Origin of the sequence: Streptomyces sp. GDS52 (assembly GCF_052246875.1) — a bacterium.
GTDB classification, from domain to species: Bacteria; Actinomycetota; Actinomycetes; order Streptomycetales; family Streptomycetaceae; genus Streptomyces; species Streptomyces cathayae.
Genome location: NZ_CM125966.1, coordinates 2,765,327 through 2,791,374 on the forward strand (window position 1 = coordinate 2,765,327; position 26,048 = coordinate 2,791,374).

Consider the following 26,048-nt stretch of genomic DNA (forward strand, 5'->3'; position numbering starts at 1 on the left):
CGAGTGGGGGTCCGGATGCGCGGATGGAAGGGCATTGTTCGACAACTGACGGCGAGTACGGGGGCCTTGGCTGCCGCGCTGGCCCTGACGCTGTGGGGAGCGTCTCCGGCCTCCGCCGGGGGGCCGACGAGCGTGCTGGTGACCTCACCGGGGAGCGAGGAAACGGCGTCGCTGTACTACTCCGACAAGCAGTACGGCGAGCTGGAGCGGCTGCTCGGCCCGGTCGGCAAAGGCACACGAGAGCAGTTGCCGGAAGCCGCCTCGGGCTCGGCCCGGCTGATCAATGTGACGTGGATGGTGCACGACGTGGCGCCGTGGCGCGTGGACCGGGTCTTCCTGGGGGACGCGGGCCAAGACGTGTGGATATACACGGCGGCGCAGACCACCGGATCGCCGGACGGTCTCTGGCACCGTGCCGAGGACCCGACGGCTGTGCACAAGTTCCTGTTCACCCTGGGTGTGATGAGCGAGACGACAGGCACCGGGGTGGGCTCATGGACCTACCCGGCACCGTGGGAGACGGAAGGGGCCGGCCCGGAGACGGACCAGGGTGCGGCCGCGTCAGCCTCCGAGACCCGTCCCATGCCGGCGACGGACGAAGGCACCGACTGGTGGTGGGCCGTACCGGGCCTGGTGGCCGGAGCGGCACTGGCCCTGGTACTGCGCCCGTATGTGACACGGTGGCCGCCGATCCGCCGGCGGAAGGACGACCCGGGACCGAGGCAGGAGCTGCTGGACGCCTGATGACCGCACCCGACGGCAGCCCGGTACATGACCGGACCGCCATGGGACGGGTCGCGAAGGGGCTTCTCAGCCGAGGTCGATCTCCGGGTAGAGCGGGAAGCCGGCGACCAGGTCGGTGGCGCGGCGGGAGATCTCGTCGGCGGTCTTCGCGTCGAGGACGTGGGATGCCTTGGAGGGGGCACCGGACTTGGTGGTGCCGGGCTCCGCGGCGGTCAGCACGCGGTCGATGAGGGCGGCGACCTCGTCCATCTCGGCGGTGCCCAGGCCGCGGGTGGTCAGCGCGGGGGTGCCGATGCGGATGCCGGAGGTGTACCAGGCGCCGTTGGGGTCGGCCGGGATGCTGTTGCGGTTGGTGACGATGCCCGACTCGAGCAGGGCGGCCTCGGCCTGGCGGCCGGTGAGACCGTAGGAGGCGGCGACGTCGATCAGGTTGAGGTGATTGTCGCTGCCGCCGGTGACCAGGGTGGCGCCGCGGCGCATCAGGCCGTCGGCGAGGGCGCGGGAGTTGTCCACGACACGCTGGGCGTAGTCCTGGAAGGAGGGCTGCCGGGCCTCCGCCAGGGCGACCGCCTTGGCGGCCATGACGTGCGGGAGCGGACCGCCCAGGACCATCGGGCAGCCGCGGTCGACCTGGTCCTTGAGGGAGTCGTCGCACAGGACCATGCCGCCGCGCGGGCCGCGCAGCGACTTGTGGGTGGTGGTGGTGACGATCTGGGCGTGCGGGACCGGGTCGAAGTCGCCGGTGAGGACCTTGCCGGCGACGAGACCGGCGAAGTGGGCCATGTCGACCATGAGCGTGGCGCCGACCTCGTCGGCGATCTCGCGCATGATCCGGAAGTTCACCAGACGGGGGTAGGCGGAGTAGCCGGCGACGATGATCAGCGGCTTGAACTCGCGGGCGGAGGTGCGCAGCGCCTCGTAGTCGATCAGGCCGGTGGCCGGGTCGGTGCCGTAGGACCGCTGGTCGAACATCTTCCCGGAGATGTTCGGGCGGAAGCCGTGGGTGAGGTGGCCGCCGGCGTCCAGGGACATGCCGAGCATGCGCTGGTTGCCGAAGGCGCGGCGCAGTTCGGCCCAGTCGGCGTCGGAGAGGTCGTTGACCTGGCGGACTCCGGCCTTCTCCAGGGCGGGCACCTCGACGCGCTGCGCGAGCACGGACCAGAAGGCGACCAGGTTGGCGTCGATGCCCGAGTGCGGCTGGACGTAGGCGTGGCGGGCGCCGAAGAGCTCCTTGGCGTGCTCGGCGGCGAGCGACTCGACGGTGTCGACGTTGCGGCAGCCGGCGTAGAAGCGGCGGCCGACGGTGCCCTCGGCGTACTTGTCGCTGAACCAGTTGCCCATCGCCAGGAGGGTGGCCGGGGAGGCGTAGTTCTCGGAGGCGATCAGCTTGAGCATCTCACGCTGGTCGGCGACCTCCTGACCGATGGCGTCGGCGACGCGCGGCTCGACGGCGCGGATCACGTCGAGGGCGGAGCGGAAGGCGGTGGAAGCGGTGGAGAGGGGCTCGGCGGACATGAGGACCTCCGGACGTGGCGTTCGGCGTTCACGGCATGGCCCAGGCGCACGGCACATCTGCCGGTCCCGGCGGGACACGGTTCCGGGGGCCGCTTCCCGATGGTTGTTCCATCCCAGCGCGCCAGTCACGGCCCCCGGCCACATTACCGGGTGGCACGAAGTGCCACGGGGAGACGTCCACCATGCGGGCGACAGCGCCCGCCGGGTGGACGTACGTGTCACGGCCCCGCGCCCGTGGAGAGGTGCTTCCCCTGGGCCCTGTTCACAGGATCACGTGGGGCAGGAAGCGGGCGTACTCGTCGGTGATGAGGCCCGAGGACTCGCGGATGCCGAGGCCGGCGGACTCGTCCCCGACGGTCCAGGCGCCGAGGACGACGTGGTTGCCGTCGAAGGCGGGGAGCGGGGCCAACTGCTGGTAGCAGCAGGGTTCGTCGCGGAGGACGGGGGCGCTGCCCGGCTGATGGATCGTCACACCGGCGCCCTCGCGGCCGAGGAGGGGCTTGGCGACCCAGCCGGTGGTGTCCGCCAGCTCCCGCGGGCCGTCGAGGTGGGCCGGGAGGAGGTGGGGGTGGCCCGGGTAGAGCTCCCAGAGGATCGCCAGCAGGGCTTTGTTGCTCAGCAGCATCTTCCAGGCCGGCTCGATCCACAGGGTGCTGCCGGTGCCGCCGCCGTTGTCGAGGGTGTCGAGGACGTGGCCGGCGAAGCGGTCGGTGGTGAGCCACTCCCAGGGGTACAGCTTGAAGATGCTGCGGATGAACCGGAGGTTCTTGTCCACGAAGCGGCCGGAGAGCCGGTCCCAGCCGATCTCCTCCATGGAGAGCCACTCGGTCTCGAGGCCCGCCTGTTCGGCGGTCTCCTTGAGGTAGGCGACGGTCATGAGGTCCTCGCCGATCTCGTCGGCTGAGGAGTGGGCGAAGTGCAGGGGGCTGCCCGGCGGGAGGAGGGCGGCCTGTTTCCTCCAGGCCTCGACGAGGCGTTCGTGCAGCGAGTTCCACTGGTCGGCGCCGGGGAAGCGCTCCTCCATCCAGAACCACTGCGGCGAGGCCGCCTCCACGAGGGAGGTGGGGGTGTCGGCGTTGTACTCCAGGAGCTTCGCGGGGCCGGTTCCGTCGTAGCGCAGGTCGAAGCGGCCGTAGACGGAGGGGAGTTCGGCGCGCCGTTGCCAGGCCTCGGTGACCGCCTCGACGACCCGCGGGTCGGTGATGCCGAGGTCGGCGAAGCGGTCGGCGGTGACGATGTGCCCGGCGGCCGCGAGGCACATGCGGTGCAGTTCCTCGACGACCTCCTCCAGCGCCTCGACCTCGTCCAGGCCGAAGACGTAGTAGGCGCTCTCGTCCCAGTAGGGCACCCAGGCGTCGTCGGGGACGGGCATCCCCGCCTCCCGGGCGGGCTCGAGGGCCCGGGGGAGGGTGAGGGGGTAGATGAGCCCTTGCTCCTCGACGGTCTGCTGCCAGCCGGGGCGGGGCTCCATGGTGCGGCGTTCCACGGGCGGGTCCTTCGTTCCTTCGCTCGCCGGGGTGGTCAGCCGCCGCCGGTGCCGCCGCCGGAGGAGCCGAAGCCGTCCCGGTCGACGGCATCGCCGCGGCTGAAGGTGCCGTCGTGGGCCCGGCCGTCGCTGACCTCCGCGTCGTAGTACCAGGCGGCGTCGGACCGCTTCGATCCGGTGGATCTTCCCTTGCCCGCGGAACCGGAGGTCTTGCAGTTCTTGTCGGCGACGATCTTGTAGCCGTCGGGGAAGTCGTAGCTGTTCCGGTCCACGCAGCGGCGGTCCGGGTCCGAACCGCACGCGGACAGGGCGGCCGCGAGGAGGCCCACGCCACCGAGCATCACCGTGCCGGACCGCAGCCGTCGTCGTGTCTCCGCCATGTCCCCGTCTCCCCCTCGTGTCGCGTGTACCCGCCACCGGGTGCCTGCTCCCGGCTCGCGGCGGACAGCCTAGGCGCCGTCCGTCCGACGTGTCCGCGAGACCCCCGACGCCGGCCTCGCTCCCCCGCCGTTTCACGGCTTTTGACCTCCTGCGCACGCTTGGCGCGCCCCCGGGCCCACCGCGTTCGGTGGGCCCGGGGGCGCGCCTCGTGCCCGGCCCGGTCCGGACCGGACCGGCCGTCAGGACAGCCATTCCTTCCAGGTGGACTCGTGCCCGTCCACCCACTTCTCCGCCGCCTCCTGGGGCGTCAGTTTCTGGTCGGCGATCATCAGGGAGACCGCGTTCTGGTCCTCCGTGGACCATGTGAACTTCTTCAGGAAGTCCGCCGCCTCACCGCCGTCCTGCGCGAAGTCCGCGTTGAGGTACTTCTGGAGCGGGGCGGTCGGGTAGGCGCAGGCGACCTCCGCCGGGTCGGCGTCGCAGCCCTCCTCGTACGGGGGCAGCATCACCTCGGTCATCGGCACCTTCTCGAACAGCCAGTGGGGGGTGTTCCAGTAGGTGAGGAAGGGCTTCTTCTCCTTGGCGAACTGCTTGATCTGGGTGAGCAGCGCGGCCTCGGAACCGGCGAACACCACCTTGAAGTCCAGCTCCAGGTTCTTCACCAGCGCCTTGTCGTGGGTGAGGTAGGCCGGTGAGCCGTCCATCAGCTGGCCCTTGCCGCCGCTCTCCGCGGTGCGGAACCGGTCGGCGTACTGGTTGAGGTCCTTCCAGCTCTTCAGGTCGGGATGCTGCTCGGCGAAGTACGTCGGGATGTACCAGCCGATGTGCCCGGTGACCCCGAGGTCGCCGCCGCGCGCGATCGTCTTCTTCTCCTCGACGTACAGCTGTTCCTGTTCGGGGTGGCCCCAGTCCTCCAGGATCGCGTCGACCCGGCCCTGGCTGAGCGCGTCCCAGGCGGGCACCTCGTCGACCTGGACGACGTCGACGCGGTAGCCGAGCTCGTTCTCCAGCAGGTACTGGGCGACGGCCACGTTGGCCAGGGAGCCCACCCAGGACTGCACCGCCAGGTTCACCGTCCGGGCGCCCTTGGCGTTGGCGTACGGCGAGGCCTGCTTGGTCATGTCCGCGGCACCGCAGCCGGTGAGCAGCGCGAGCGCGAAGGCTCCGCCCACCGCGGAGGTCGTACGGCGTCGCATGTCAGGCTCCCTTCTGCGCGCGGCGTTCGGTGGGCTGGGTCACCCGGTCGAGCATCAGGCCCAGGCAGACGATCGCGGCACCGGCGACCAGTCCGGTCGCCAGGTCGCCCTGGGCGAGGCCGAAGACGACGTCGTAGCCGAGTGCGCCGCCGCCGACCATGCCGCCGATGATGACGACGGCGAGGACCAGGACCACGCCCTGGTTGACGGCGAGGAGCAGCGCCGGGCGGGCCAGCGGGAGCTGGACCTGGCGCAGCTGCTGGGTGCTGGTCGCGCCGAGCGAGCGGGCCGACTCCAGGGTCGCCGGGTCGACCTGGCGCAGCCCCTGCGCGGTGATGCGGACGACGGCCGGCAGCGCGTAGACGACGGCCGCGGCGACGGCGGGGGCGCGGCCGACGCCGAACAGGGCGACGACCGGGATCAGGTACACGAACTGCGGCATCGTCTGGAACACGTCCAGCACGGGCCGCAGCAGCCGGTCGACGCGTTCGCTGCGTGCCGCGGCGATGCCCGTCGCGAAGCCGACGAGCAGGGTGACGGCGACGGCCGCGATGACCTGGGAGAGCGTGTCGAGGGACGGTTCCCACACGCCGAGCACCCCGATGGCGGCCATGGCGAGGACGGCGGTGAGCGCGGTGCGCCAGGTGCCGATCAGCCAGGCCAGGGTGGCGACCACGAGCAGCACCGACCACCAGGGCAGCCACTGCAGTCCGTCGCGGACCGGGTCGAGGACCCAGGTGGTGAAGCGGGCGGCCCAGTCGGCGGTGCCGCCGACGACGGGGACGCCCGAGTACAGGTGGTCGGTCATCCAGCCGACGGCCCGGTTGACCGGTTCGACGAGGGGCACCACCCATCCGTCGGGCCATTCCAGGCGTGCCGTCAGCCGTCCGGCGGCGGCCACGACCGCGGCGCCGGCCACGACGTACAGCCAGTGCGTGCGGGGCCTGGGCTCCTGGCCGAGGTTCGCCCCGGCCGCACCGGTCACCCGGTCCAGGACGACGGCGAGCAGCACGATCGGGATGCCGGCGGCGAGGGCCGCGCCCACGTCGACGGAGGCCAGCGCCTGGTAGACGCGGTCGCCGAGACCGCCCGCGCCGATCACCGAGGCGATGACGGCCATGGACAGCGCCATCATGATCGTCTGGTTGAGCCCCAGGAGGAGTTCCTTGCGGGCCAGCGGGATGCGGGCGGTCAGCAGGCGCTGGCGGGAGGTGGTGCCGAGCGACTCGACCGCCTCCAGCACCTCCTTGTCGGCGCCCCGCAGACCGAGCGCGGTCAGCCGGGCCATGGGCGGCGCGGCGTAGACGACCGTGGCGAGGACGGCGGCCGGGACGCCGATGCCGAAGATCAGCACGACCGGCAGGAGGTAGGCGAAGGCGGGGAGCACCTGCATGGTGTCCAGGACCGGGCGCAGGACGCGGTTCATCCGGTCGGAGAGCCCGGCGACGAGCCCGAGCAGCGCGCCGACGACGACGGAGGCGGTGACCGCGACCACCATCAGGGCGAGCGTCTGCATGGTGGGCACCCACATGCCGAGCAGTCCGCAGGTGAGGAACGCGACGGCGGTGCCGAGCGCGAGGCGGATGCCCGCGACGCGCCAGGCGACGAGCCCCGCGAGAGCGGTCGCCCCCGCCCATCCGACGGCGAGGAGGGCGAGGTAGACGGCCCGTACGGTGACGACGACGACGTTGCTGACGTGGCCGAAGAAGTACAGGAAGAGGGGGTGGGAGTCCCGGTTGTCGATGATCCAGTCGCTGGCCCCGGCCAGCGGTCCGGAGAGGTCCACGGTCAGTGCCTCGGGCCAGCTGCCGCCGGCCCAGCGTGCGACGGCGAACGGGACGAGGACCGCTGCGGCCACAGTGAGCAGCAGGAGCTTGCGCACGGCGAGGTGTCCGAGCAGACCGGCCCGCCCGGTCCGGGGGACGATCGCGGTGACGGTCGCCATCAGACGGCCTCCCCGGACAGCTCCGTCCCGGCGGACTGCTCCGTTCCCGCGGACCGTCCCGTCCCGGCGATCACCGACAGCAGCGCGTCGGAGTCGACGACGCCCAGGCAGCGGCCCTCGTCGAGGACCCGGGCCGGTCCGCCCGCGCGGGCGACGGCCTCGATGGCCTCGGACACCGTGGCGTCCGGGCGGACGGCGGGGCCGCTGCCGGCCGCTTCCACCGCGGAGGCGGGGCGCATGGCCGTACGGACGGTGAGGACCTGTTCGCGCGGGACGTCCCGGACGAAGTCACGGACGTAGTCGTCGGCGGGCGAGCCCACGATCTCCTCGGGGGTGCCCAGCTGGACCACCCGTCCGTCGCGCATGAGGGCGATGCGGTCGCCCAGTTTCAGGGCCTCGTTCAGGTCGTGCGTGATGAAGACCATCGTGCGGCGCTCCTCGCGGTGCAGCCGGATCACCTCCTCCTGCATGTCACGCCGGATGAGGGGGTCGAGCGCGCTGAACGGCTCGTCGAAGAGCAGCACTTCGGGGTCGACGACGAGGGCGCGGGCGAGCCCGACGCGCTGGCGCTGACCACCGGAGAGCTGCGCGGGTCTGCGCTGCTCCATGCCCTCCAGGCCGACCTTGGCGACGACCTCGGCGGCCTTGGCGCGCCGCTGCGCCTTGCCCATGCCCTGGATCTCCAGGCCGTAGGCCACGTTGTCGAGGACGGTGCGGTGCGGCAGCAGTCCGAAGTGCTGGAAGACCATGGCGGCGCGGTGCCGGCGCAGTTCGCGCAGCCGGGCCCTGTCCATGGCGCGGACGTCCTCGCCGTCGATGGCGATGGTGCCCGCGGTCGGCTCGATCAGCCGGGTCAGACAGCGCACCAGCGTGGACTTGCCGGAGCCGGACAGGCCCATGACGACGAAGACCTCGCCCTTGCGGACGTCGAAGGAGACGTCCCGGACGGCGGCCGTGCACCCGGTGCGGGCGCGCAGTCCGGCCGGGTCGAGCGCGGCGAGTTCGGGGTCGCCGGGCACGCGGTCGGCCTTCGGGCCGAAGACCTTCCACAGCCCGTCGACGGAGAAGACGGGTGAGCCGGCCTCCGAGCCGGCGGAGGCGGCGGGAGCTGCGGGAGTCGCGGCGGTACTCATCACGCATCACTCCCGATCAGGTCGACGGCCCGCTCGCCGACCATCAGCACGCCGATCATCGGGTTCACGGCGGTCATGGTCGGGAAGACGGAGGCGTCGGCGATCCGGATGCCCTGCAGGCCGCGGATCCTCAACTCGGGGTCGACGACGGCTGTTTCGTCGTCCGCCGCACCCATCTTGCAGGTGCCCGCCGGGTGGTAGACGGTGTGGGCGACCTTACGGGCGTACTCGCTGAGCTCCTCGTCACCCGTGACCTCCGGGCCGGGGGCCACCTCGCGCTTGAGCCAGTGGGCCAGCGGCTCGGTCTTCGCGATCTCGCGGGCGATGCGGATGCCGTCGACGAGGGTCCGGCCGTCGTAGTCGTCCTCGTCGGTGAAGTAGCGGAAGTCCAGCGCGGGCTTGACCTCGGGGTCGGCGCTGGTCAGGTAGAGCCTGCCGCGGCTCTTCGGCTTGGGGATGTTCGGGGTCATGGAGACGCCGAACTCCGGCCGCTCATAGCCCAGTCGCTCCGGATTGTCCGTGAACGGGATCTGGTAGAAGTGGAACATCAGGTCGGGGCCCGCGTGTTCGGGGTCGCGGCGCACGAACAGGCCGGCGTCGGAGTCCATCGCGGAGTTGTCCGGGATGGGTCCGTCCGTCTCCCAGACGATCACCGACTCGGGGTGGTCGAGCAGGTTCTCGCCGACTCCGGGGAGGTCGTGCGCCACGGGTATGCCGAGCGCCTCCAGGTCGGCCTTCGGACCGATGCCGGAGTGCAGCAGCAGCCGGGGCGAGTCGACCGCGCCGGCGCACAGCAGGACCTCGCCCCGGGCCCGCACCAGGATCTCCTCGCCGTCCTTGGTGCGGACGTGGACGCCCTCGGCGCGGGTGCCGTTCAGCTCCAGCCGGTACGCCCAGGTCTCCAGCAGGATCGTCAGGTTGGGGCGTTCGTCCATCACCGGGTGCAGGTACGCGACCGACGCCGAGGAGCGCTTGTTGTTCTCCGGGTGGTAGGCGAGGTCGAAGAAGCCGACGCCGTCGTCGAACGGCTTCTTGTTGAAGCCCTCGACCCGCGGCACGCCCAGCGCGCCCTGGGCGGCGTCGACGAAGTCACGGGCGATGGCGTTGCGGTCCTTCTCGTCGACCGGGACGATGTTGTTCTCGAGCCGGGCGTAGTACGCCTCCATCTGCACCGCGCCCCAGCCCTCGGCGCCGGCCTGCTCCCACTCGTCCCAGTCGGACGGGAGCGGCTTGAAGGCGATCAGGGTGTTGTGCGAGGAGCATCCGCCGAGGACCCGGGCCCGGCTGTGCCGGATGTGCGAATTGCCGCGTGGCTGCTCGGTGGTGGGGTAGTCGTAGTCCAGCTCGCCGCCGAGCAGGCCCATCCAGCGGCGCAGGGTCAGCACGTCGTCGCGGCCGACGTCGCTGGGACCGCCCTCGATGACGGCGACGGTGACGTCCGGGTTCTCGGTCAGCCGGGAGGCGATGACGGACCCTGCGGTACCGCCGCCGATGACAACGTAGTCGTACGTGTGCTCGTGGACGTGTTCCGGCATGGAGGCTGCTCCTACGGGGAGGGTCGGGGACAGGACGGGTGACAAAAGGTATCGAGGGGGGCGAGGGGCACCGGGCAAGGCCGGCGGGGCCTCGGGCGGCGCCCCTGGCCGGGGCGCCGTTCGAAGCGGTACGGCGTCACGCGGTGCGTGCGGCCCTGGCCGCACGCACCGCGTCCGCTCCGGGTGCCGCTCGGCGGTGGCGGCTCAGCCCGCGAACCAACGCACCGGCTTCGGCGCGAGGTTCTGGTAGACGTGCTTGGTCTCGCGGTACTCGGCGAGGCCGGCCGGGCCGAGTTCACGGCCCACTCCGCTCTTGCCGAAGCCGCCCCACTCCGCCTGCGGGAGGTAGGGGTGAAAGTCGTTGATCCACACGGTGCCGTGGCGCAGCCGTCCGGCCACCCGCCGGGCGCGGCCCGCGTCGGCGGTCCAGACGGCGCCGGCCAGCCCGTACTCGGTGTCGTTGGCGAGGGCCACGGCCTCGTCCTCGGTGCGGAAGGTCTCGACGGTGAGGACCGGTCCGAACACCTCCTCGCGCACGACCCGCATCTCGCGGTGGCAGTGGTCGAGGACGGTCGGCTCGTAGAAGTAGCCGGCCTCGGGCCGGTCGGCGGACGGCTCGGGCCGCTTGCCGCCGGAGCGCAGCACCGCCCCCTCCTTCAGCGCGGAGGCGACATACGCCTCGATCTTGTCGCGCTGCTGCTCGGAGACCAGCGGTCCGCACTCGACGCCGTCCGCGGTGCCCCGGCCGAGCCTGATCTTCTCGGCGCGGCGGGCGAGTTCGGTGACGAAGCGGTCGCGGACCGACTCCTCGACGATGAGCCGGGCACCCGCCGAGCAGACCTGGCCGCTGTGGATGAAGGCCGCGTTGAGGGCCTGGTCGACGGCGGTGTCGAAGCCGTCCCGGGTCGCGCAGGCGTCGGCGAAGACCACGTTGGGGTTCTTGCCGCCGAGTTCGAGGGCGACCTTCTTCACGCCCGGCGCGGCGGCCTCGGCGACCTTGGTGCCGCTGACCAGTCCGCCGGTGAAGGAGACCAGGTCGACGTCGGGGTGCTCGGCGAGCCGGGCGCCGACGGTGTGACCGGGCCCGGTGACGATGTTGGCGATCCCGGTGGGCAGCCCTGCCTCGATCAGCAGGTCGATGAGTGCCACGGTGGTCAGCGGGGTGATCTCGCTGGGCTTGACGACGAAGGTGTTGCCGGCCGCGAGGGCGGGGGCGATCTTCCAACTGGCCTGGAGCAGTGGATAGTTCCAGGGCGTGATCATCGCGCAGACACCGACCGGCTCGTGCACGACGACGCTGTGGACGTCGGGGGAGCCCGCGTCGACGACCCGGCCGGGGGCCTCCCCGGCGACCAGGTCGGCGAAGTAGCGGAAGGCGTCGGCGACACAGTCGATGTCGACCCGCCCCTCCTCGACGGTCTTGCCCGCGTCCCGGCTCTCCAGCAGACCGAGCGTCTCCCGGTCCCGGACGAGGAGACCGGCGACGCGGCGCAGCAGCGCGGCCCGTTCGGCGACGGGGGTGTGCGGCCACGGGCCCTCGTCGAACGCCCGCCGGGCGGCGGCCACCGCCAGGTCGGTGTCCTTCTCGTCGCCCTCCGCGACCACGGCGAACGGCAGCGCGTCCGCGGGGTCGAGGATCTCGCGGGTGGCCCCCGAGAGGGCCGCCCGCCACTCGCCTCCCGCGTGGATCGAGGTGCGCACCTGAAGCTCTGTACTGTCCGCCATGACCGCCTGCTGCCTTCCGTTCCTGTTCAGCGCCCGTGAATGACACAGGTCCAGTGACCAGGTCGAGTCACACGGGCGTCATCCACGGAACGGGATGGCGCCTTCCCTCGAGTTCCGAATGCATGCGCGATTTCCTGCGGGAAGTGCGCAACGCCACACACCAGGAGGACAAAACAGCCGAAAAAACCCGTATGTCCGGCCTGGTTCGGTTCAGCCGGAGCTCGTGGCCGTCCCACAGGTGGTGTCCGGCGGGCAGAAGTGTTCGAGGGCGATCCGGATCAGCTCGCGCTCGTCCTCGTGGCCGTCGGAGTCGGCCCCGTAGGCGGCGAGCGCGTACAGCTTGCCGTCGGCGGCCTGGAAGCGCAGGTCGACGACGTGCCAGGTCCCGATGTCGGGCTCGTCCCTGAACGAGTCGGCGAGGTACTCCAGCCGGGAACCGGTGAAGTCGCCGTCGTCCAGCGTCTCCAGGGAGAGCTGCTCGAATCCGGGGGCCTTCGGGGTGGCGTCGGAGAGGAACAGTTCGTACGACGCGTCGGGCGAGGGCTCCGCCACCTCGAACACCTGGAGCCGCCTGCCGCCGTCGGCACTGCGGTAGTTGACCACGTCCATGCCGTACTGGGAGGACACGCTGCTACGGATCCATCCCGCGGGGCGGGCGATGGTGAAGCCCTCGGAGTCGGCGTACCGGTCGTAACCGGCGGGGACGGCGCCGTCCGGGTCCGGGGCGGACGGCGCGGACCGGTCGGTGGAGGACGGCGGCCGGCCCGGGGCGGGCGGCTCCTCCGGTCCGGAGGTCCCGGACCCGGCGGACTGTGACACGCCCGCCAAGGGGGTCCTGCCGCCTCCCTGACCGTGCGCCCCCTCGCCGCCTCCCAGGGTCTGGATCAGCACCAGTGCCACGACCACCCCGACCACGGCGGCCCCGCCCGTCACGGCCCACAGGCGCCTCCGGTCGAGCCCGTACCGGGCCGGGGCCGGGTGCCCGGGCGGGACGGGCTCCTCCCCGAGGGTGTGGGGCGGCTCGGGGGACGCCCACGCGTCCGGCGCGGGCGGCGGGGGCGGCGGGGTACCGCCGCCCGACCACTGGAGGCTCGTGAGGGTGGGAGCGCCGGAGGGCGGAGCAGCCGGGGGCGGCGGTGCGGCAGGGGGCGGCGGTGCGGCCGGTACGGCCGCGTCCTCCGTCCCTCCGCGTTCCCCCGCGCCCCTCTCCTCCCAGCGCTGGGCCTCCTCGTTCCAGTACCGCGGTCCTCCGCCCATCGCTTCCCCCTCGTTCCCCTCGCCCTTCGCGTTTCCCTCGTCGTGTCGCCCGTCGGCGTCACATCCCGAGCAGGCCCGCCACGGTCCCCGCCGAGGCGAGCAGTCCCGTGATGGTTTCGGCGTCCGCGAGCAGATCGCGCAGCCGCCGCCGGCGGCTCTCCGCGGCCGTACCGGTCCGGTCGATCTCCTCCTCGGTGTCCGCCAGGGCCTCGTCCAGGCGTGCGGTCTGCTCGCTCTGCCGCAGCCGGGCCAGATCGGCCCGCAGTTCCCGTACCGCGGCGAGCAGTTCCTCCGCGGTGGCGTCGCGCGGCGCCGGGGTGCCGTGGTGGCTCTCCGCGTGCGCGTTGCTGCCGATGGCGAAGGTACTGCCGTGGACGTCTCCCAGGCGGACGCCCGGCTCCTCACGTGCCGTCATCGTCAAAGGCTCCCCTCTGCGGCACGGGGCCGCCGGTGGTGGCGCTGGAGTTCTCACCGATGGCGAAGGTGGAGCCCTCGACCCGGTTGATGTTGACCGCGCCGTTGCTGATGTTCACGATCTTCTGGACGAACTCGCCGGTCTCGTAACCGGCGTCGGCGAGCGCCAGGCGCACCCCGTGCCCGACGCGGTCCTGAATGCTCCGGAGATAGCGGGCCACGTCCATCTCCTGGAACGTGGACTGCGCAGCCGTCGCGGCCAACTCCCGCACCGACAGGGCGGGCCCCTCGGGCAGCGCGCTCCGGTGTCCCCCGGTGAGCAGCCGCCACCCGAAGACCGCGCCACGGAACAGGGAGACCAGAGCCCGGCCCGCGGAACCGGGCATCAGGGTGGCCGCCGAGACGACCCTGTCCAGCGTCGGGCCGGTACGGACCGCGTGCGCGACGTGGTCGGCGCGTTTGAACTCCCGGCGCACCGGGGGCATGACGTGCGGGGCGATCTCCAGCATGAGCATGTGGCCCTGGGTGTGGACCCGCACGTACACCGTGACGCCCAGTTCCTCCCCCCAGGCGCCGACCCGGGTCCGCAGGAAGTGCCGCCGCTTCTCGCCGCCCTCCTCGACCGCCCGCAGCAGGTGCTGCTCGAACGCCTCCGGCGTGTGGGCGGCCTGGTCACGGTCGGTCAGTCCCTCCACGGGGAGGAACACGCACTCGTCGATCTCCAGCCCGCGCAGCCGGTCGCGCACAGGGGTGCTCGCGTGCTCGGCCGGTTCACGGAGCTGCTCGATCAGTGGCCGGATCCGGTCGAGGATCACACGGTTGCCGAGCGGCTGCCGGTGCTTCAGCTCCTCGTCCGGCCGGAGCTCCACGGCGAGCACCCAGGTGTCGTGCGCGACGCCCGATCCGCAGAACGGACGCTCCTCGTCGTACATGATCAGCGGAGTGTGCTGCTCCCGCCGGACGCGCCGCAACAGCCGGGCGAACCGCTCCCCCTCTCCCCTTTCCGCGGGGTCGTTCGCCACATCCGGGAAGTGCCGCGGGGACAGCTCCATGCCCAACACGCGGGCGAACCCCTCACGCTGGGCCGCCGCACACCACGCGACCAGGACGACGACACCGATGCCCAGCCAGGCACGCCAGGGCTCGACCGCCTCGACGAAGGGCAGACCCAGACCGTCGGGATCACTCGACCCGTACGAACCGGACGAGGAACCGGAGCCGCCGGGACCGGCCCCGAAGGCCGTGGCGACGACCAGCACCGCGTACACCGCGAAGAGGACGCGGCCTCCCCAGCTCAGCACGGATGCGAACAGCTGCCGGTACGGGGGCGGCGGCTGGGCCCCGCCCCTGGCCCAGGGCGCGAGGCCGAGCAGCAGGCCGGCCAGCAACAGGCCGGCCAGCGGCCCGCCGGTCACCGCCGTGCCCACCACCCAGAGCCCGGCGATCCCCGCGGACCAGCGCAGCTCCTGTCGGCGGGCCCGCAGCGCATGGGCGAGGACCCGGGCGGCGTCGATGCCCAGCGACGGCGCCACGAAGCGTTGTTCGTGGAGATACAGCTCGTCGATGACGCGGTCGCGGTACTCGGGGTCCAGGTAGACGCCCCCGCACAGCAGCCGGGTCGCCTCGCTCGCGTGCGGCGGGACGGACAGGACCTCCGGCGGGGCCGGGCCGTCCGGGTGGTGCGGTTGCTGTGGCACGTGGACAGTGCTCATACCGGTCCCCCCGATGCTGCGTGCGCCTTCGGTGACAGAAGGGTTGACGAGCCATCAGCATAGGGGAGGCATTAGGCCAAGGGGAACCGGTTTGTCAAGAGTGCGATCATGTGACACGCGTCAAGCTCTGGCCAGAACTCTGTCCCCCCCGCGCGGACGGGCCCCGCACCGGTCGGTACCGGTGCGGGGCCCGTGGTCCGTGATCGGACGGAGTGATCAGATGAGGCCGAGGCCGCGGACCGCCTCGCGCTCCTCCTCGAGCTCCTTGACGGAGGCGTCGATGCGGGCGCGGGAGAAGTCGTTGATCTCCAGGCCCTGGACGATCTCGTACGTGCCGTCCTTCACGGTGACCGGGAAGGAGGAGATCAGACCCTCGGGGACGCCGTAGGAGCCGTCCGACGGGATGCCCATGGAGACCCAGTCGCCGTCGGCGGTGCCGTTGACCCAGGTGTGGACGTGGTCGATGGCCGCGTTGGCGGCGGAGGCGGCCGACGAGGCGCCACGGGCCTCGATGATCGCGGCACCGCGCTTGGCGACGGTCGGGATGAAGTCCTCGGCCAGCCACTTCTCGTCGTTCACGACCTCGGCGGCGTTCTTGCCGGCGACGGTGGCGTGGAAGATGTCCGGGTACTGGGTGGCGGAGTGGTTGCCCCAGATGGTCAGGCGCTTGATGTCGGCGACCGTCGAACCCGTCTTCTTCGCCAGCTGGGTCAGCGCCCGGTTGTGGTCCAGACGGGTCATCGCGGTGAAGCGCTCGGCCGGTACGTCCGGGGCGGCGGCCTGGGCGATGAGCGCGTTGGTGTTGGCCGGGTTGCCCACCACCAGCACCCGGATGTCGTCCGCGGCGTGGGCGTTGATGGCCTGGCCCTGCGGCTTGAAGATGCCGCCGTTGGCCTCCAGGAGGTCACCGCGCTCCATGCCCTTGGTGCGCGGGCGGGCACCCACGAGCAGGGCGACGTTGGCGCCGTCGAAGGCCACGTTCGGGTCGTCCGAGATGTCGATGCCCTGCAGGAGCGGGAACGCGCAGTCGTCCAGCTCCATGGCCGTGCCCTCGGCCGCCTTGAGCGCGGGGGTGATCTCCAGCAGGCGCAGCCTGACCGGCACGTCCGCGCCGAGCAGCTGGCCTGAGGCGATGCGGAAGAGCAGGGCGTAACCGATCTGGCCGGCCGCGCCGGTGACGGTGACGTTCACGGGAGTGCGGGTCATGGCGTTCTCCGTATGACAGCTGGCGGTGGGGCGTCCCGGCCCCGGGGGTACGGATCCCGCTCCGGCGCGTGACCGGTGCCCGCCACGATGATCGATCACCGGTGCGGACGGGTCATCGTGGCGAGTACCGGTGATCGATCTCTTGGCGTCAAGAGATCCAGCGGTCAGGCTATCGCGGCATCCACGATCGTGGACGTCCAGGCTCCGTGTGGGCAGTCCCACAGAGTGACGAACGTGTACACGGGTGTGCCCGGGGGGAAGGCGGCCGCCTCTCCGGGAGAGGGTCGGAGGCGGCCGCCGATCGGGGGACCGATCGTGCCGGACTCCCGTGGGGGTGAAGTTCGCGTGCCCCGGTTCCGCCGCCTCATGCGCACACCGCGCCACGAACTTCACGGGCAGCCTCACGGCGCACCCGGTGCGTCGGCGGGTCGCCGCCTCGGCACACCGCCCTACTCCGTGCACCCCTCCTCGCCGGAGGCCAGTACCACGCAGGCCTTGGCCTGTGCGCCGCTCTCGACCGCCATCATCGGGGTGTAGGCGACCGTGTCGCCGACCTCGGTGATGCTGTCGCTCTGCTTCGACTTCCCGCCGGCGATCTCGACCTCGTCCCCCTGCGCGGCCTGGGTGATACGGCCCCACGCGGCACCGCAGGTCTCGCTGTAGCGGACCTCGACCACGGTGGCGCCGACGGTCGCCGTCTGCGTGGTGGTCACCAGGTCGCCGCTGCACCCCATGTTCTCCGCGTCCTTGCCGTCGCAGTCGTCGCCGCTGCACTTCACTCCGGCGGGCAGCTCCACGGAGGCGGAGGCGGTGGGCGAGGGGGACTTGCCTGCTTCACCCTTCCTGCCGTCGTCGCTCCCGGTGACGTAGAACGCGGCGGCGATCACCACCAGTACTCCGACCGCGCCCGTGAGGAACATCCCCGTCCGCCGCTTGCCGTCCGGACCGCCGGAGCCGGCCCGGCCGCCGCCCCGGGGCGGCGCGGGAGGGGCAGCGGCGCCGCCACGGCCCGACGGGGCGGGCCCGGCGTACCCGGCCATGCCCCAGGAGTTCGCCCCGGAGGCGTCACGGACGTCCGAGGCGGTCGGCTGCGGCGGCACGCCCGGTGAGACGCCGGCCGGTCCGGCGACGCCGGACCGGACCGGCTCGCCACCGCCCTTGCGGCCCCTGCCCTTCGACGACGGTCCGCCGGCGAGCTCGCTCAGCGCGGAGCGCGCCTGCGAGATCCTGATCGCCTCCATCGTCATGTCGTGCCGCATCTCCGAGCGGCTCCAGGCCCGCTCGGCCAGCTCCCACATGGTGGTCAGGTGCATCGGATTGGTTCCGGTGACCTCGGCCAGGGCCACGATCGCGCCCTTGGGCGCGAGCAGCCGTCCGTTCAGATAGCGCTCCCAGGACGTCTTGCTGTAGCCCGTGCGGTCGGAGACCGACGCGATGCTCAGGTCGCTGCGGTCCACGACGCGCCTGAGCTGGCTCGTGAACTCCTTGATCTGCGGATCGAGTTCATCCGGCAAGGCCTTCCAACGAGGCATTGCTTCCCCCTCTTCCCCCGGTCGTACTGGTATGTCCCTCGCGCGTGGTGGCCCTCTGCCGAGTCGCCGTTCCGGCTACCCACATGGATGCCGCCGGTCAGGATCTCAGTTCCCGGGGTGGGGGCGCACAGGAGCGCCAGGGCCGCGGGCATGCGCCGTCGCGCGCTCACCCGCTCGTGGCCCAGTCTCCCACCGGCAGCCCCCTCGGCCGACCAGAACCGGGCATATCCCGGGAGGGTGGGGCGGATTGTCCGGGATCACCGGGATCGCCCCGCCGACCCCACCGGTCGTCCGAGGTGCCCGCCCTGGCGTGCACGGCGGCCCGTCCTCACCCCCGTGAAAGGGCGGGCCGCCGGAAACAACCTTCCTGCACGGCGAACCTGCTGTTCAACGGCTGTCCGGGCGCTGTGGCACGGAAGTGACCGTTCCGCTACGTCCCCCGGATTCCCCGGATCATCCCGGGACGGGCCCCTACCGCTGGTCGCTGACCGTGAAGTGCAGGGTGTCCTCCAGGAACGGGATCTCCAGCCACGGCCTGGGCTGCATCATCAGCGCCAGCAGCACGATCGTCAGTCCCAGCGCGCCGTACGTGACGATGTCCGTGAAGCGGGAGCGCACGGCGAGCATGCCGACACCCGGCAGCGCCCAGCGGAGCACGCCACCCGCCAGCAGCGCCACGCCGATCAGCAGCGTGCCGACCCGGAACAGGTCGAACACGGTCAGCAACAGGCCGAGCCCGGCCGTGAGCAGCACGGCGAGGATCGGCCACTGCCGGGCGGGTGCGGGGGCGTCGCCGGGGGCGGCCCGGCCGCCGCCCTCCGGGCGGGCGGTGTCCCTGGTGAACCGCGGGAAGCGGCGGGTGGTGCGCCGCGGCTTCCCCTCGGCGTCGGGCGCGCTGACGGGGTCGGGGGCCTTGGCGAGGTCGAGGGCCTCGGCCGGGTCGGGAGCCGTGGCCGGGTCGGGAGCCGTGGCCGGGTCGGGAGCCGTGGCCGGGTCGGGAGCCGTGCCGTTCTCGGCCTGCGCCGAGGCCGGCTCCGGCTCCGACAAGGGCTCCGACGACGGCTCCGGCGCCGGCTTCGGCCCGGGTGCCCGCGCCTCGCGGGCCTCGCTGTCAGCCGACACTGCGCTCCGCCGCCTCCACCACGTTGACCAGCAGCTGGGCCCGGGTCATCGGGCCGACACCGCCGGGGTTCGGGGAGACCCAGCCGGCCACCTCGGCCACGTCCGGGTGAACGTCACCCACGATCTTTCCCTCGGCGTTGCGGGAGACCCCGACGTCCAGGACGGCCGCACCGGGCTTGACGTCCTCCGCACGGACGAGATGGGCGGAACCGGCGGCGGCGACGATGATGTCCGCGCGCTTCAGGTGCGCCGACAGGTCGCGGGTGCCGGTGTGGCACTGGGTCACGGTGGCGTTCTCACTGCGCCGGGTCAGCAGCAGCGGCATCGGGCGGCCGATGGTCACTCCGCGGCCGACGACCACGACCTCGGCGCCCTTGATCTCCACGCCGTGGCGGCGCAGCAGGGTGAGGACGCCGTTGGGGGTGCAGGGCAGCGGAGCCGGCTCGTTCAGGACGAGACGGCCGAGGTTCATCGGGTGGAGGCCGTCGGCGTCCTTGTCCGGGTCCATGAGTTCCAGGATGCGGTTCTCGTCGATGCCCTTGGGCAGCGGCAGCTGGACGATGTATCCGGTGCAGGCCGGGTCCTCGTTCAGGTCGCGGACGACCGCCTCGATCTCCTCCTGCGTGGCCGTTTCGGGCAGCTCCCGCTGGATGGAGGCGATGCCGACCTGGGCGCAGTCGCGGTGCTTGCCCGCGACGTACTTCTGGCTGCCGGGATCGTTGCCGACGAGGATCGTGCCGAGGCCGGGCGTGACGCCCTTCTCCTTCAGCGCCGCCACGCGGGCGGTCAGATCGGACTTGATCGCTGCTGCGGTGGCCTTGCCATCGAGAATCTGGGCGGTCATGGACCCATCCTCGCGGATGACCGGGCCCCGGTTCCAATCCGCACGCGTTCAGCCCGCACTCCGGGCGCGCTCGGCCCGTGCTTCAGCCGTGCTTCAGTTGCGCTTCAGCCGTGTCTCCGGACGCGTCCCCGGCTCGCTCCGGGCGACCGCGGGGGTTCGCAATCCCGTATTTCACCTTCGGTCCACCTTCCAACCAGCCATGTTTCACCTGTATCCGGCCAAGATCAGCAATGTTGCACTTGCACAACGCATACCGCCTGCGGCTGGACAACCGGCAGACCGGTCAAGAACGATGAACGGCACGGTGCCGCGGGCAAGAACCGGGGGGACGGACCGCGTCTGCAGAACTTCCTCCGAACTGCGCCCCGCGTCGTCCCCGCACCCGCAGCGACAACGGAGGAAGAAGCGCCATGAGTTTCGGCGACCCGAACAACCCCTACGGACAGCCGCCGCAGCAGCCCGGCCAGCCCGGCTACGGCTACCCCCAGCAGCAGCCCCCCGGTCAGCCCGGTTACGGCTACCCGACGCCGCCCGCGTTCCCCCAGCAGCCCTACGGTCAGCCGGGTCCCGTGGCGGTCATGCCCGGCAGTGTGAAGGCCGCGCGCGTGATGCTGTTCGTCCTCGGCGGCTTCCAGGCCCTCGGCGGCCTGCTGATGATGATCGCCAGCGCCTGGTTCGCCGAGATGTTCGAGGACGTCATCGCCGACGACCCGAGCATCTCCGCGGAGGACGCGGACACCGTCGCCGGCATCGGCGCGGGCGTCATGATCTTCTTCGGTGTGATCGTGCTGGCGTTCGCGTTCTGGGCGATCTTCACGGGCGTCAAGATGGCCACGGGCCGGGGCGGGGTGCGTGTCTCCGCGATCGTCTACGCCTCGTTCGTCACGCTGTTCAGCGTGCTCAACCTGGTCACCGGCAACCCCTTCGCCCTGTTCAGCCTGATCCTCGGCATCCTGATCATCGTGTTCTGCGCCAACAAGAACGGAAGCTACTGGTTCAACCGGCCCACGTACTGACTCCGTTCCGCCACGGCGCCTGTCGTGCGAGCTGCCCGACAGGCCGCGGGAAGGGGCCCCGGCCGACGCCGGAGCCCCGCACTCCGCTCAGTGGAAGAAGTGCCGCGTCCCGGTGAAGTACATCGTGACGCCGGCCTTCTTCGCCGCCTCGACGACCTGCTCGTCACGGACCGAACCGCCCGGCTGGACCACGGCCCTGACGCCCGCCTCGGTGAGGATCTCCAGGCCGTCCGGGAAGGGGAAGAAGGCGTCCGAGGCGGCGTAGGCCCCCTGGGCGCGCTCGGCTCCGGCCCGCTCCACCGCCAGCTTCGCGGAGTCGACGCGGTTGACCTGGCCCATGCCGACGCCGACCGAGGCGCCGTCCTTGGCGAGCAGGATCGCGTTGGACTTCACGGCCCGGCAGGCCCGCCACGCGAAGGCCAGTTCGGCCAGCTCCGCCTCGGAGAGTGCCTCGCCGCTGGCCAGCGTCCAGGTGGCCGGGTCGTCGCCCTCGGCCTGGAGGCGGTCGGTGACCTGGAGCAGGGCGCCACCGTCGATCGGCTTCACCTCGACGGGGGCGGCCGGGGCCTCGGGGGCCCGCAGCACGCGGATGTTCTTCTTCTTGCCGAGGGCTTCGAGGGCGCCGTCCTCGTAGTCCGGCGCGACGATGACCTCGGTGAAGATCTCCGCGACCTGCTCGGCCATCTCCTTGGACACCGGCCGGTTGACCGCGATCACCCCGCCGAACGCGGACAGCGGGTCACAGGCATGCGCCTTGCGGTGCGCCTCGGCGACGTCCGCGCCGGTCGCGATGCCGCACGGGTTGGCGTGCTTGATGATCGCGACGGCCGGCTCGGCGTGGTCGTACGCGGCACGCAGCGCGGCGTCGGTGTCCGTGTAGTTGTTGTACGACATCTCCTTGCCGTGCAGCTGCTCGGCCTCGGCGAGGCCGCCCGTGCCGGAGACGTACAGGGCGGCGGGCTGGTGCGGGTTCTCGCCGTAGCGCAGGGTGTTCTTGCGCTCCCAGGTGGCGCCGAGGAAGTCGGGGAACTCCGACTCGTCGACGGGGGCGTAGTCGGAGGCGAACCAGGAGGCCACCGCCACGTCGTACGCGGCCGTGTGCCGGAAGGCCTCCGCGGCCAGGCGCTTGCGGGTGGTGAGGTCGAAGCCGCCGTCACGGACGGCGGACAGGACGTCGGCGTACCGGGCGGGGTCGGTGACCACGGCGACGGACGGGTGGTTCTTGGCGGCGGCGCGGACCATGGAGGGGCCGCCGATGTCGATCTGCTCCACGCACTCGTCGGGCGTCGCACCCGAGGCGACGGTCTCGCGGAACGGGTAGAGGTTGACCACGACCAGGTCGAACGGCTCCACGCCCAGCTCGCCGAGCTGCTGCCGGTGGCTGTCGAGGCGCAGGTCGGCGAGGATGCCGGCGTGCACCTTCGGGTGCAGGGTCTTGACCCGGCCGTCCAGGCACTCGGGGAAGCCGGTCAGCTCCTCGACCTTGGTGACGGGGACGCCCGCGGCGGAGATGCGGCCGGCCGTGGACCCGGTGGAGACGAGTTCGACGCCCGCCTCGTGCAGGCCACGGGCGAGCTCCTCGAGCCCGGTCTTGTCGTAGACGCTGACGAGCGCCCGTCGGATGGCCCGCTTGTTGCTCTCGGCGGTCACTGGATAACTACCTTTCGTCCCTCGATGCGATAGCCGTTGCGGGCGAGCCGCCCCACGACCTCGACGAGCAGCCTTCGCTCGACTTCCTTGATGCGCTCGTGCAGCGCGCTCTCGTCGTCCTCGTCCCGGACCTCCACCACGCCCTGCGCGATGATCGGCCCGGTGTCGACACCGTCGTCGACGAAGTGGACGGTGCAGCCGGTGACCCTGGCGCCGTACGCGAGCGCGTCCCGTACGCCGTGGGCTCCGGGGAAACTGGGCAGCAGGGCGGGGTGGGTGTTGACGAACCGCCCGCCGAAGCGCGCGAGGAACTCCTTGCCCACGATCTTCATGAACCCGGCGGACACCACGAGGTCAGGTTCGTGGGCGGCGACCGCCTCGGCGAGCGCCGCGTCCCACTCCTGGCGGTCGGCGAAGTCCTTGACCCGGCACACGAAGGTCGGCAGCCCGGCGCGCTCGGCGCGGACGATCCCCTCGATGCCCTCACGGTCGGCGCCGACGGCCACGATCTCGGCTCCGTACGCCTCGGCGCCGGTGGCGGCGATCTCGTCGAGGAGCGCCTGCAGGTTGGTGCCGGATCCGGAGACCAGCACGACGAGGCGCCTGGGGCGCTCGGCCACGGGCTCGGCAGCCACGGTGGGGCCCTTTCTCGGGAGCGCTCGTGCGGTCGGAGACACAGCGCTTTGTATATTCGTACGAATGCTTCGCTCCCTCGGATACGGGGAAGCCTACGAAGCGGCCGACCGCCAGCAACGATACCGGCACAGGGGACGGCCCTCACGGGACGGGGGCGTGGCTGGAAGGTAGCGTCTGGGAAGAGCCGGTCCGGGAGTGTTCCCGAGCGTCCGGGAGCGCTCCCGGACGCTCGGGAACACTCGGGTCGCCCGGGAACGCCTCCTGTGCGCCAAACGTTCCCAGGAGGGGCCCGGGGGCCGGAGAACGGACGGAACACTCCGACTCGGCCGTGGAAGTCGTCCGTGGCCAGCCGTACTCGATCAGTCGCACTTCGTTAAAAGGGGAAGACGCTCACTTGATGCCGGACCGCAGCCCGCGATTCCTCACGTTCCCCCAGCCGTCGGCACAGGGAGGGGAGCGTGGCGCCGTGCTGCTGCGGGAGCGCCACCCCTCACCGCCCGAGACGCCCCGGGACGGGGGCGGGGGCGGCGGCGAGCAGCGCCGTGGCTCCGAGGAGAACAACCCGTTCGCGCCGCCCCCGGAGGGGACCCCCGACCAGCCCTGGCAGCCCCGGCACCCGTCCGGTGACGAGGGCGGTGACGGTGGCGGCCGGGGAGACGGCGGACGCTCCCCGTGGGGCGGGCGGTGGAGCGACCGGCAGCCCGGCCGTTCCTCGGGTGGCTTCGGCGATCGCCCGCGCAGCCCGGAGGGACAGAGCGGCAAGAACGGCGGCCCCCAGGGCCCCGGACCGCGCTGGGACCCGACGGACCCGATCCAGCGCCGGGCGCGTTACTCCCTGCTGTCCGGCATGTGGGCCTTCTTCTTCGCCCTGTTCAGCTGGCCCTACGTCGCACTGCTGCTGGGCGCGCTCGCCCTGTACTGGGCGATCAGCGCCCTGCGCGCCAAGCCCCGCGCGGCCTCCGACCCCGACACCCCGGCACCGGCCCAGTCGGGTCGTCAGCAGACCACGGCCGCGGTGAGCGGGCTGGTCACGGCCTCCCTGGCGCTCGTCCTGGTCGCCGCCAGTTTCACGGCACAGCTGGTCTACCGGGACTACTACACCTGTACGCAGGACGCCCTCACCCAGGAGGCCAGGCAGTCCTGCGACACCCTCCTGCCGGACGGACTCCGGAACTTCCTCGGGACGGCCGGCTGAGAGACCTGCCGACAACCGCTCCCGCACACCCGAGCCGCCCCCTCACAGCGCAGGGGGCGGCTCGGGTGTGTCCGGGGGTCCGGGAGCGCGGGGCGCGGGGGGAACCGCGGGAGCGCGGGGGGTCGGGAGGGCAGCGGGGGTCGGGGGAGGAGCGGGGACCGGGAGAGGAGCGGGTCCGGCCGGGGTGGGATCCGTGGGCAGGAGGTCGTAGGGGCTGGAGGCGTCCGGGGGCCGTCGCGCGCCCGTCGTGTGCGCCTCGCCCTCCGCCGGGCCCCTGCGCGGCCTGCCGATGTCCGGGATCCTCAGCGTCCTCGGCGTCCTCGGCTTCCGCACCCATGCCCGCGCCCGCGCCCATGCCCTCGCCCTGGTGTCTGGTCCCGCCCCCGCCCCCGCCGGTGCCCGTTCCGCCGGTTCGTCCCGAGGCGTGCGGCACCGCCGTGCCCGTACCGCCAGGGCCGTCGCCGCGGCCACCGGCCCGATCCACGCCAGCGTCGCGCCTCCCGTCTGCCACCACACCGGACCGAAGCGGGAGAGCGCCGCGACCCCCATCGGCCCGCCCGCCAGTGCGGCGGCCGACGCCAGCAGGGCCGCGCACAACACCGCCGCCGCCACGGCGGCGCCGACCGTCCGGCTCCGTGACCAGGCCGCGTCCGGCGCCCGCCCCGACCGCCGGCCCTCCCGTTCCGTCGGCGCCGGGCGCCCGGTCTCCGTGGCGCCCTTCCCGACGAACCACCCCGTCACCGCACCGGCCGCCAACGGCACCGCCCAGACCGCCCAGTTCACCGGCGTCCCCGGCCCCGCGTCCGGTACCGCCGCCAGCAGCGGGAAGGCGGGCAGCAGCGGCGCCGGGGCGGAGGCGAACGGGGTCACGGCGCTGCCGGCCCCGAGGAGAAACCCGGGGCCCAGCGCGTAGGCCGCCGCCCACACCGCAGCGTTCGGCAGCAGCATGACGCCGAGCAGCAGCACCGCGGCCCGCCCCGACCATCCCTCCGTCAGCCGCAGAAAGGCCGCCTGGGTCTCCCCGCCGTGCCACACCAGCGACACCGTCAGCAGCAGTGCCCCGCCGCCGACGAGCACCGCGGCCCCGGCCGCCGCCGCGCGTGCCGCTACCCCGAGGCGTCCGTCCGGGCCGAGGAGCAGATGACGCGCCCCCCTCGGCAGCAGTGCCCCCACGGCCTGTTCCAGCGGCCCGCTGGGGCAGCCGTACGCCCGCCACACCCCCGCCCCCGCGGCCAGCACGGCGACCAGCGGAACGCACACGCCCGCCGACGCCCACGCGGGCCGCAGCCCACCACCCGCGGCATAGAGCGCGGCGGGCACACCGACGGCCAGGTAGCCGAGGACGACGCCCGCCCATGCCGTCGGGCCGTCGACGAGCGGAGCGTCGTCCGACGCGTCCCCGTCCGTGGCGTCGCGGGCCGCCCGGTGCAGCAGCCACACCGGGACCGTGAGCAGCAGCAGCGGCGGAACGCCCAGGGGAGCCGGCACCCCGGAGAGCGTGTCGGTGCGGATCAGCTCGGTGCCGTGCGCCAGCAGCCACAGCGCCGCCGCGACGTGCAGCGCGCCGTCAGGTCCGTTGTCGGGGTAGGGCGAGCTGATCCACAGCAGGATCACGAGCATGGCGAACGCGGCGAGGCCGAGTCCCGCGGCGAGCGCGCCGGCGAGGAGACCGGAGGTCAGTCCGGGCCGGTGGTCACGCATCCGGGTGAGCAGCAGGGCCGGCGTCGGTCGGCGGGCAGTCGTCTGGATCACACCCGCCATGCTCCCAACGACACGCGCTTTCCCGGCGTAACGGGCGAAGCAC

21 protein-coding genes and 1 riboswitch are annotated in these 26,048 nt (G+C 72.4%); of the genes, 3 read left to right on the top strand and 18 right to left on the bottom strand.

Annotated features, from left to right (window positions below; genetic code table 11):
- Positions 1-66 precede the first annotated feature (66 nt).
- Positions 67-744: a hypothetical protein gene (locus tag ACTWJ9_RS12455; protein WP_279334333.1), complete on the top strand. Its 678-nt coding sequence runs from the start codon at positions 67-69 to the stop codon at positions 742-744.
- 66 nt (positions 745-810) lie between these two features.
- On the opposite strand, the gene ACTWJ9_RS12460 is transcribed toward ACTWJ9_RS12455, so the two are convergent.
- The 15 genes from ACTWJ9_RS12460 to ACTWJ9_RS12530 all read right to left on the bottom strand — a co-directional run bounded on the left by ACTWJ9_RS12460 (position 811) and on the right by ACTWJ9_RS12530 (position 19,747).
- Positions 811-2,259 carry a glycine hydroxymethyltransferase gene (locus ACTWJ9_RS12460; RefSeq protein ID WP_388704509.1) on the bottom strand — a complete coding sequence of 483 codons (1,449 nt, stop codon included), beginning with the start codon at positions 2,257-2,259 and terminating at the stop codon, positions 811-813.
- Between the two features lie 31 nt (positions 2,260-2,290).
- Positions 2,291-2,398: riboswitch (ZMP/ZTP riboswitch) on the bottom strand.
- A gap of 123 nt (positions 2,399-2,521) precedes the next feature.
- The gene (locus tag ACTWJ9_RS12465) at positions 2,522-3,745 is read right to left on the bottom strand and encodes a glutathionylspermidine synthase family protein (RefSeq protein ID WP_279334335.1); all 1,224 of its coding nucleotides are present in this window, start codon (positions 3,743-3,745) and stop codon (positions 2,522-2,524) included.
- 35 nt (positions 3,746-3,780) lie between these two features.
- Positions 3,781-4,125: a hypothetical protein gene (locus tag ACTWJ9_RS12470; protein WP_279334336.1), complete on the bottom strand. Its 345-nt coding sequence runs from the start codon at positions 4,123-4,125 to the stop codon at positions 3,781-3,783.
- A 240-nt stretch (positions 4,126-4,365) separates the two neighbouring features.
- Complete coding sequence (locus ACTWJ9_RS12475; RefSeq protein ID WP_279334337.1) at positions 4,366-5,322, bottom strand: ABC transporter substrate-binding protein; 957 nt, start codon at positions 5,320-5,322, stop codon at positions 4,366-4,368.
- Position 5,323: 1 nt separating this feature from the next.
- Positions 5,324-7,267, bottom strand: a complete 1,944-nt coding sequence (locus ACTWJ9_RS12480; RefSeq protein ID WP_279334338.1) for an ABC transporter permease — start codon at positions 7,265-7,267, stop codon at positions 5,324-5,326.
- Positions 7,267-8,400 carry a quaternary amine ABC transporter ATP-binding protein gene (locus ACTWJ9_RS12485; protein WP_279334339.1) on the bottom strand — a complete coding sequence of 378 codons (1,134 nt, stop codon included), beginning with the start codon at positions 8,398-8,400 and terminating at the stop codon, positions 7,267-7,269. The genes ACTWJ9_RS12480 and ACTWJ9_RS12485 overlap by 1 nt, the downstream gene beginning before the upstream one ends.
- A complete protein-coding gene (locus ACTWJ9_RS12490; RefSeq protein WP_387039947.1) occupies positions 8,400-9,935 on the bottom strand; it encodes a GMC family oxidoreductase in 1,536 nt (511 codons plus the stop codon). The genes ACTWJ9_RS12485 and ACTWJ9_RS12490 overlap by 1 nt, the downstream gene beginning before the upstream one ends.
- 204 nt (positions 9,936-10,139) lie before the next feature.
- A complete protein-coding gene (locus ACTWJ9_RS12495) occupies positions 10,140-11,660 on the bottom strand; it encodes an aldehyde dehydrogenase family protein (RefSeq protein ID WP_443295714.1) in 1,521 nt (506 codons plus the stop codon).
- A 210-nt stretch (positions 11,661-11,870) separates the two neighbouring features.
- The gene (locus ACTWJ9_RS12500; protein ID WP_443295715.1) at positions 11,871-12,917 is read right to left on the bottom strand and encodes a hypothetical protein; all 1,047 of its coding nucleotides are present in this window, start codon (positions 12,915-12,917) and stop codon (positions 11,871-11,873) included.
- A 58-nt stretch (positions 12,918-12,975) separates the two neighbouring features.
- Positions 12,976-13,332 carry a hypothetical protein gene (locus tag ACTWJ9_RS12505; RefSeq protein ID WP_384212885.1) on the bottom strand — a complete coding sequence of 119 codons (357 nt, stop codon included), beginning with the start codon at positions 13,330-13,332 and terminating at the stop codon, positions 12,976-12,978.
- The gene (locus tag ACTWJ9_RS12510) at positions 13,319-15,043 is read right to left on the bottom strand and encodes a hypothetical protein (RefSeq protein WP_387035914.1); all 1,725 of its coding nucleotides are present in this window, start codon (positions 15,041-15,043) and stop codon (positions 13,319-13,321) included. Before ACTWJ9_RS12510 ends, ACTWJ9_RS12505 begins: the two co-directional genes overlap by 14 nt.
- 216 nt (positions 15,044-15,259) lie before the next feature.
- Entirely contained in the window at positions 15,260-16,249 is a 990-nt protein-coding gene (locus ACTWJ9_RS12515) for a malate dehydrogenase (protein ID WP_279334342.1), read from the bottom strand.
- Between the two features lie 449 nt (positions 16,250-16,698).
- On the bottom strand, positions 16,699-17,781 hold the full coding sequence (locus ACTWJ9_RS12520) for a helix-turn-helix domain-containing protein (protein ID WP_279334343.1): 1,083 nt from the start codon (positions 17,779-17,781) through the stop codon (positions 16,699-16,701).
- A 471-nt stretch (positions 17,782-18,252) separates the two neighbouring features.
- Complete coding sequence (locus tag ACTWJ9_RS12525) at positions 18,253-18,903, bottom strand: DUF3017 domain-containing protein (RefSeq protein ID WP_443295716.1); 651 nt, start codon at positions 18,901-18,903, stop codon at positions 18,253-18,255.
- A complete protein-coding gene (locus ACTWJ9_RS12530) occupies positions 18,893-19,747 on the bottom strand; it encodes a bifunctional methylenetetrahydrofolate dehydrogenase/methenyltetrahydrofolate cyclohydrolase (RefSeq protein WP_279334344.1) in 855 nt (284 codons plus the stop codon). The genes ACTWJ9_RS12525 and ACTWJ9_RS12530 overlap by 11 nt, the downstream gene beginning before the upstream one ends.
- A 410-nt stretch (positions 19,748-20,157) precedes the next feature.
- Here ACTWJ9_RS12530 and ACTWJ9_RS12535 point away from each other — a divergent pair, with 410 nt between their 5' ends.
- Entirely contained in the window at positions 20,158-20,763 is a 606-nt protein-coding gene (locus ACTWJ9_RS12535; protein ID WP_279334345.1) for a hypothetical protein, read from the top strand.
- Positions 20,764-20,850: 87 nt separating this feature from the next.
- Here ACTWJ9_RS12535 and purH read toward each other — a convergent pair whose 3' ends face one another.
- Together purH and purN are read right to left on the bottom strand one after the other, a co-directional pair.
- Complete coding sequence (gene purH, locus ACTWJ9_RS12540) at positions 20,851-22,413, bottom strand: bifunctional phosphoribosylaminoimidazolecarboxamide formyltransferase/IMP cyclohydrolase (protein WP_279334346.1); 1,563 nt, start codon at positions 22,411-22,413, stop codon at positions 20,851-20,853.
- On the bottom strand, positions 22,410-23,048 hold the full coding sequence (purN, locus tag ACTWJ9_RS12545) for a phosphoribosylglycinamide formyltransferase (RefSeq protein WP_279334347.1): 639 nt from the start codon (positions 23,046-23,048) through the stop codon (positions 22,410-22,412). The genes purH and purN overlap by 4 nt, the downstream gene beginning before the upstream one ends.
- A gap of 398 nt (positions 23,049-23,446) precedes the next feature.
- On the opposite strand from purN, the gene ACTWJ9_RS12550 reads away from it, so the two are divergent.
- A complete protein-coding gene (locus ACTWJ9_RS12550; RefSeq protein ID WP_443295717.1) occupies positions 23,447-24,244 on the top strand; it encodes a hypothetical protein in 798 nt (265 codons plus the stop codon).
- A 42-nt stretch (positions 24,245-24,286) separates the two neighbouring features.
- Here ACTWJ9_RS12550 and ACTWJ9_RS12555 read toward each other — a convergent pair whose 3' ends face one another.
- Entirely contained in the window at positions 24,287-26,005 is a 1,719-nt protein-coding gene (locus ACTWJ9_RS12555; RefSeq protein ID WP_443295718.1) for a cell division protein PerM, read from the bottom strand.
- Positions 26,006-26,048: the final 43 nt, after the last annotated feature.

Bases quoted from the DNA above. Each gene is read 5' to 3' on its own strand.
- ACTWJ9_RS12460 (WP_388704509.1), bottom strand. From the start codon at position 2,259: ATGTCCGCCGAGCCCCTCTCCACCGCTTCCACCGCCTTCCGCTCCGCC.
- ACTWJ9_RS12470 (WP_279334336.1), bottom strand. From the start codon at position 4,125: ATGGCGGAGACACGACGACGGCTGCGGTCCGGCACGGTGATGCTCGGT.
- ACTWJ9_RS12475 (WP_279334337.1), bottom strand. From the start codon at position 5,322: ATGCGACGCCGTACGACCTCCGCGGTGGGCGGAGCCTTCGCGCTCGCG.
- ACTWJ9_RS12480 (WP_279334338.1), bottom strand. From the start codon at position 7,267: ATGGCGACCGTCACCGCGATCGTCCCCCGGACCGGGCGGGCCGGTCTG.
- ACTWJ9_RS12485 (WP_279334339.1), bottom strand. From the start codon at position 8,400: ATGAGTACCGCCGCGACTCCCGCAGCTCCCGCCGCCTCCGCCGGCTCG.
- ACTWJ9_RS12490 (WP_387039947.1), bottom strand. From the start codon at position 9,935: ATGCCGGAACACGTCCACGAGCACACGTACGACTACGTTGTCATCGGC.
- ACTWJ9_RS12495 (WP_443295714.1), bottom strand. From the start codon at position 11,660: ATGGCGGACAGTACAGAGCTTCAGGTGCGCACCTCGATCCACGCGGGA.
- ACTWJ9_RS12500 (WP_443295715.1), bottom strand. From the start codon at position 12,917: ATGGGCGGAGGACCGCGGTACTGGAACGAGGAGGCCCAGCGCTGGGAG.
- ACTWJ9_RS12505 (WP_384212885.1), bottom strand. From the start codon at position 13,332: ATGACGGCACGTGAGGAGCCGGGCGTCCGCCTGGGAGACGTCCACGGC.
- ACTWJ9_RS12510 (WP_387035914.1), bottom strand. From the start codon at position 15,043: ATGAGCACTGTCCACGTGCCACAGCAACCGCACCACCCGGACGGCCCG.
- ACTWJ9_RS12515 (WP_279334342.1), bottom strand. From the start codon at position 16,249: ATGACCCGCACTCCCGTGAACGTCACCGTCACCGGCGCGGCCGGCCAG.
- ACTWJ9_RS12520 (WP_279334343.1), bottom strand. From the start codon at position 17,781: ATGCCTCGTTGGAAGGCCTTGCCGGATGAACTCGATCCGCAGATCAAG.
- ACTWJ9_RS12530 (WP_279334344.1), bottom strand. From the start codon at position 19,747: ATGACCGCCCAGATTCTCGATGGCAAGGCCACCGCAGCAGCGATCAAG.
- ACTWJ9_RS12535 (WP_279334345.1), top strand. From the start codon at position 20,158: ATGAGTTTCGGCGACCCGAACAACCCCTACGGACAGCCGCCGCAGCAG.
- ACTWJ9_RS12550 (WP_443295717.1), top strand. From the start codon at position 23,447: ATGCCGGACCGCAGCCCGCGATTCCTCACGTTCCCCCAGCCGTCGGCA.
- ACTWJ9_RS12555 (WP_443295718.1), bottom strand. From the start codon at position 26,005: ATGGCGGGTGTGATCCAGACGACTGCCCGCCGACCGACGCCGGCCCTG.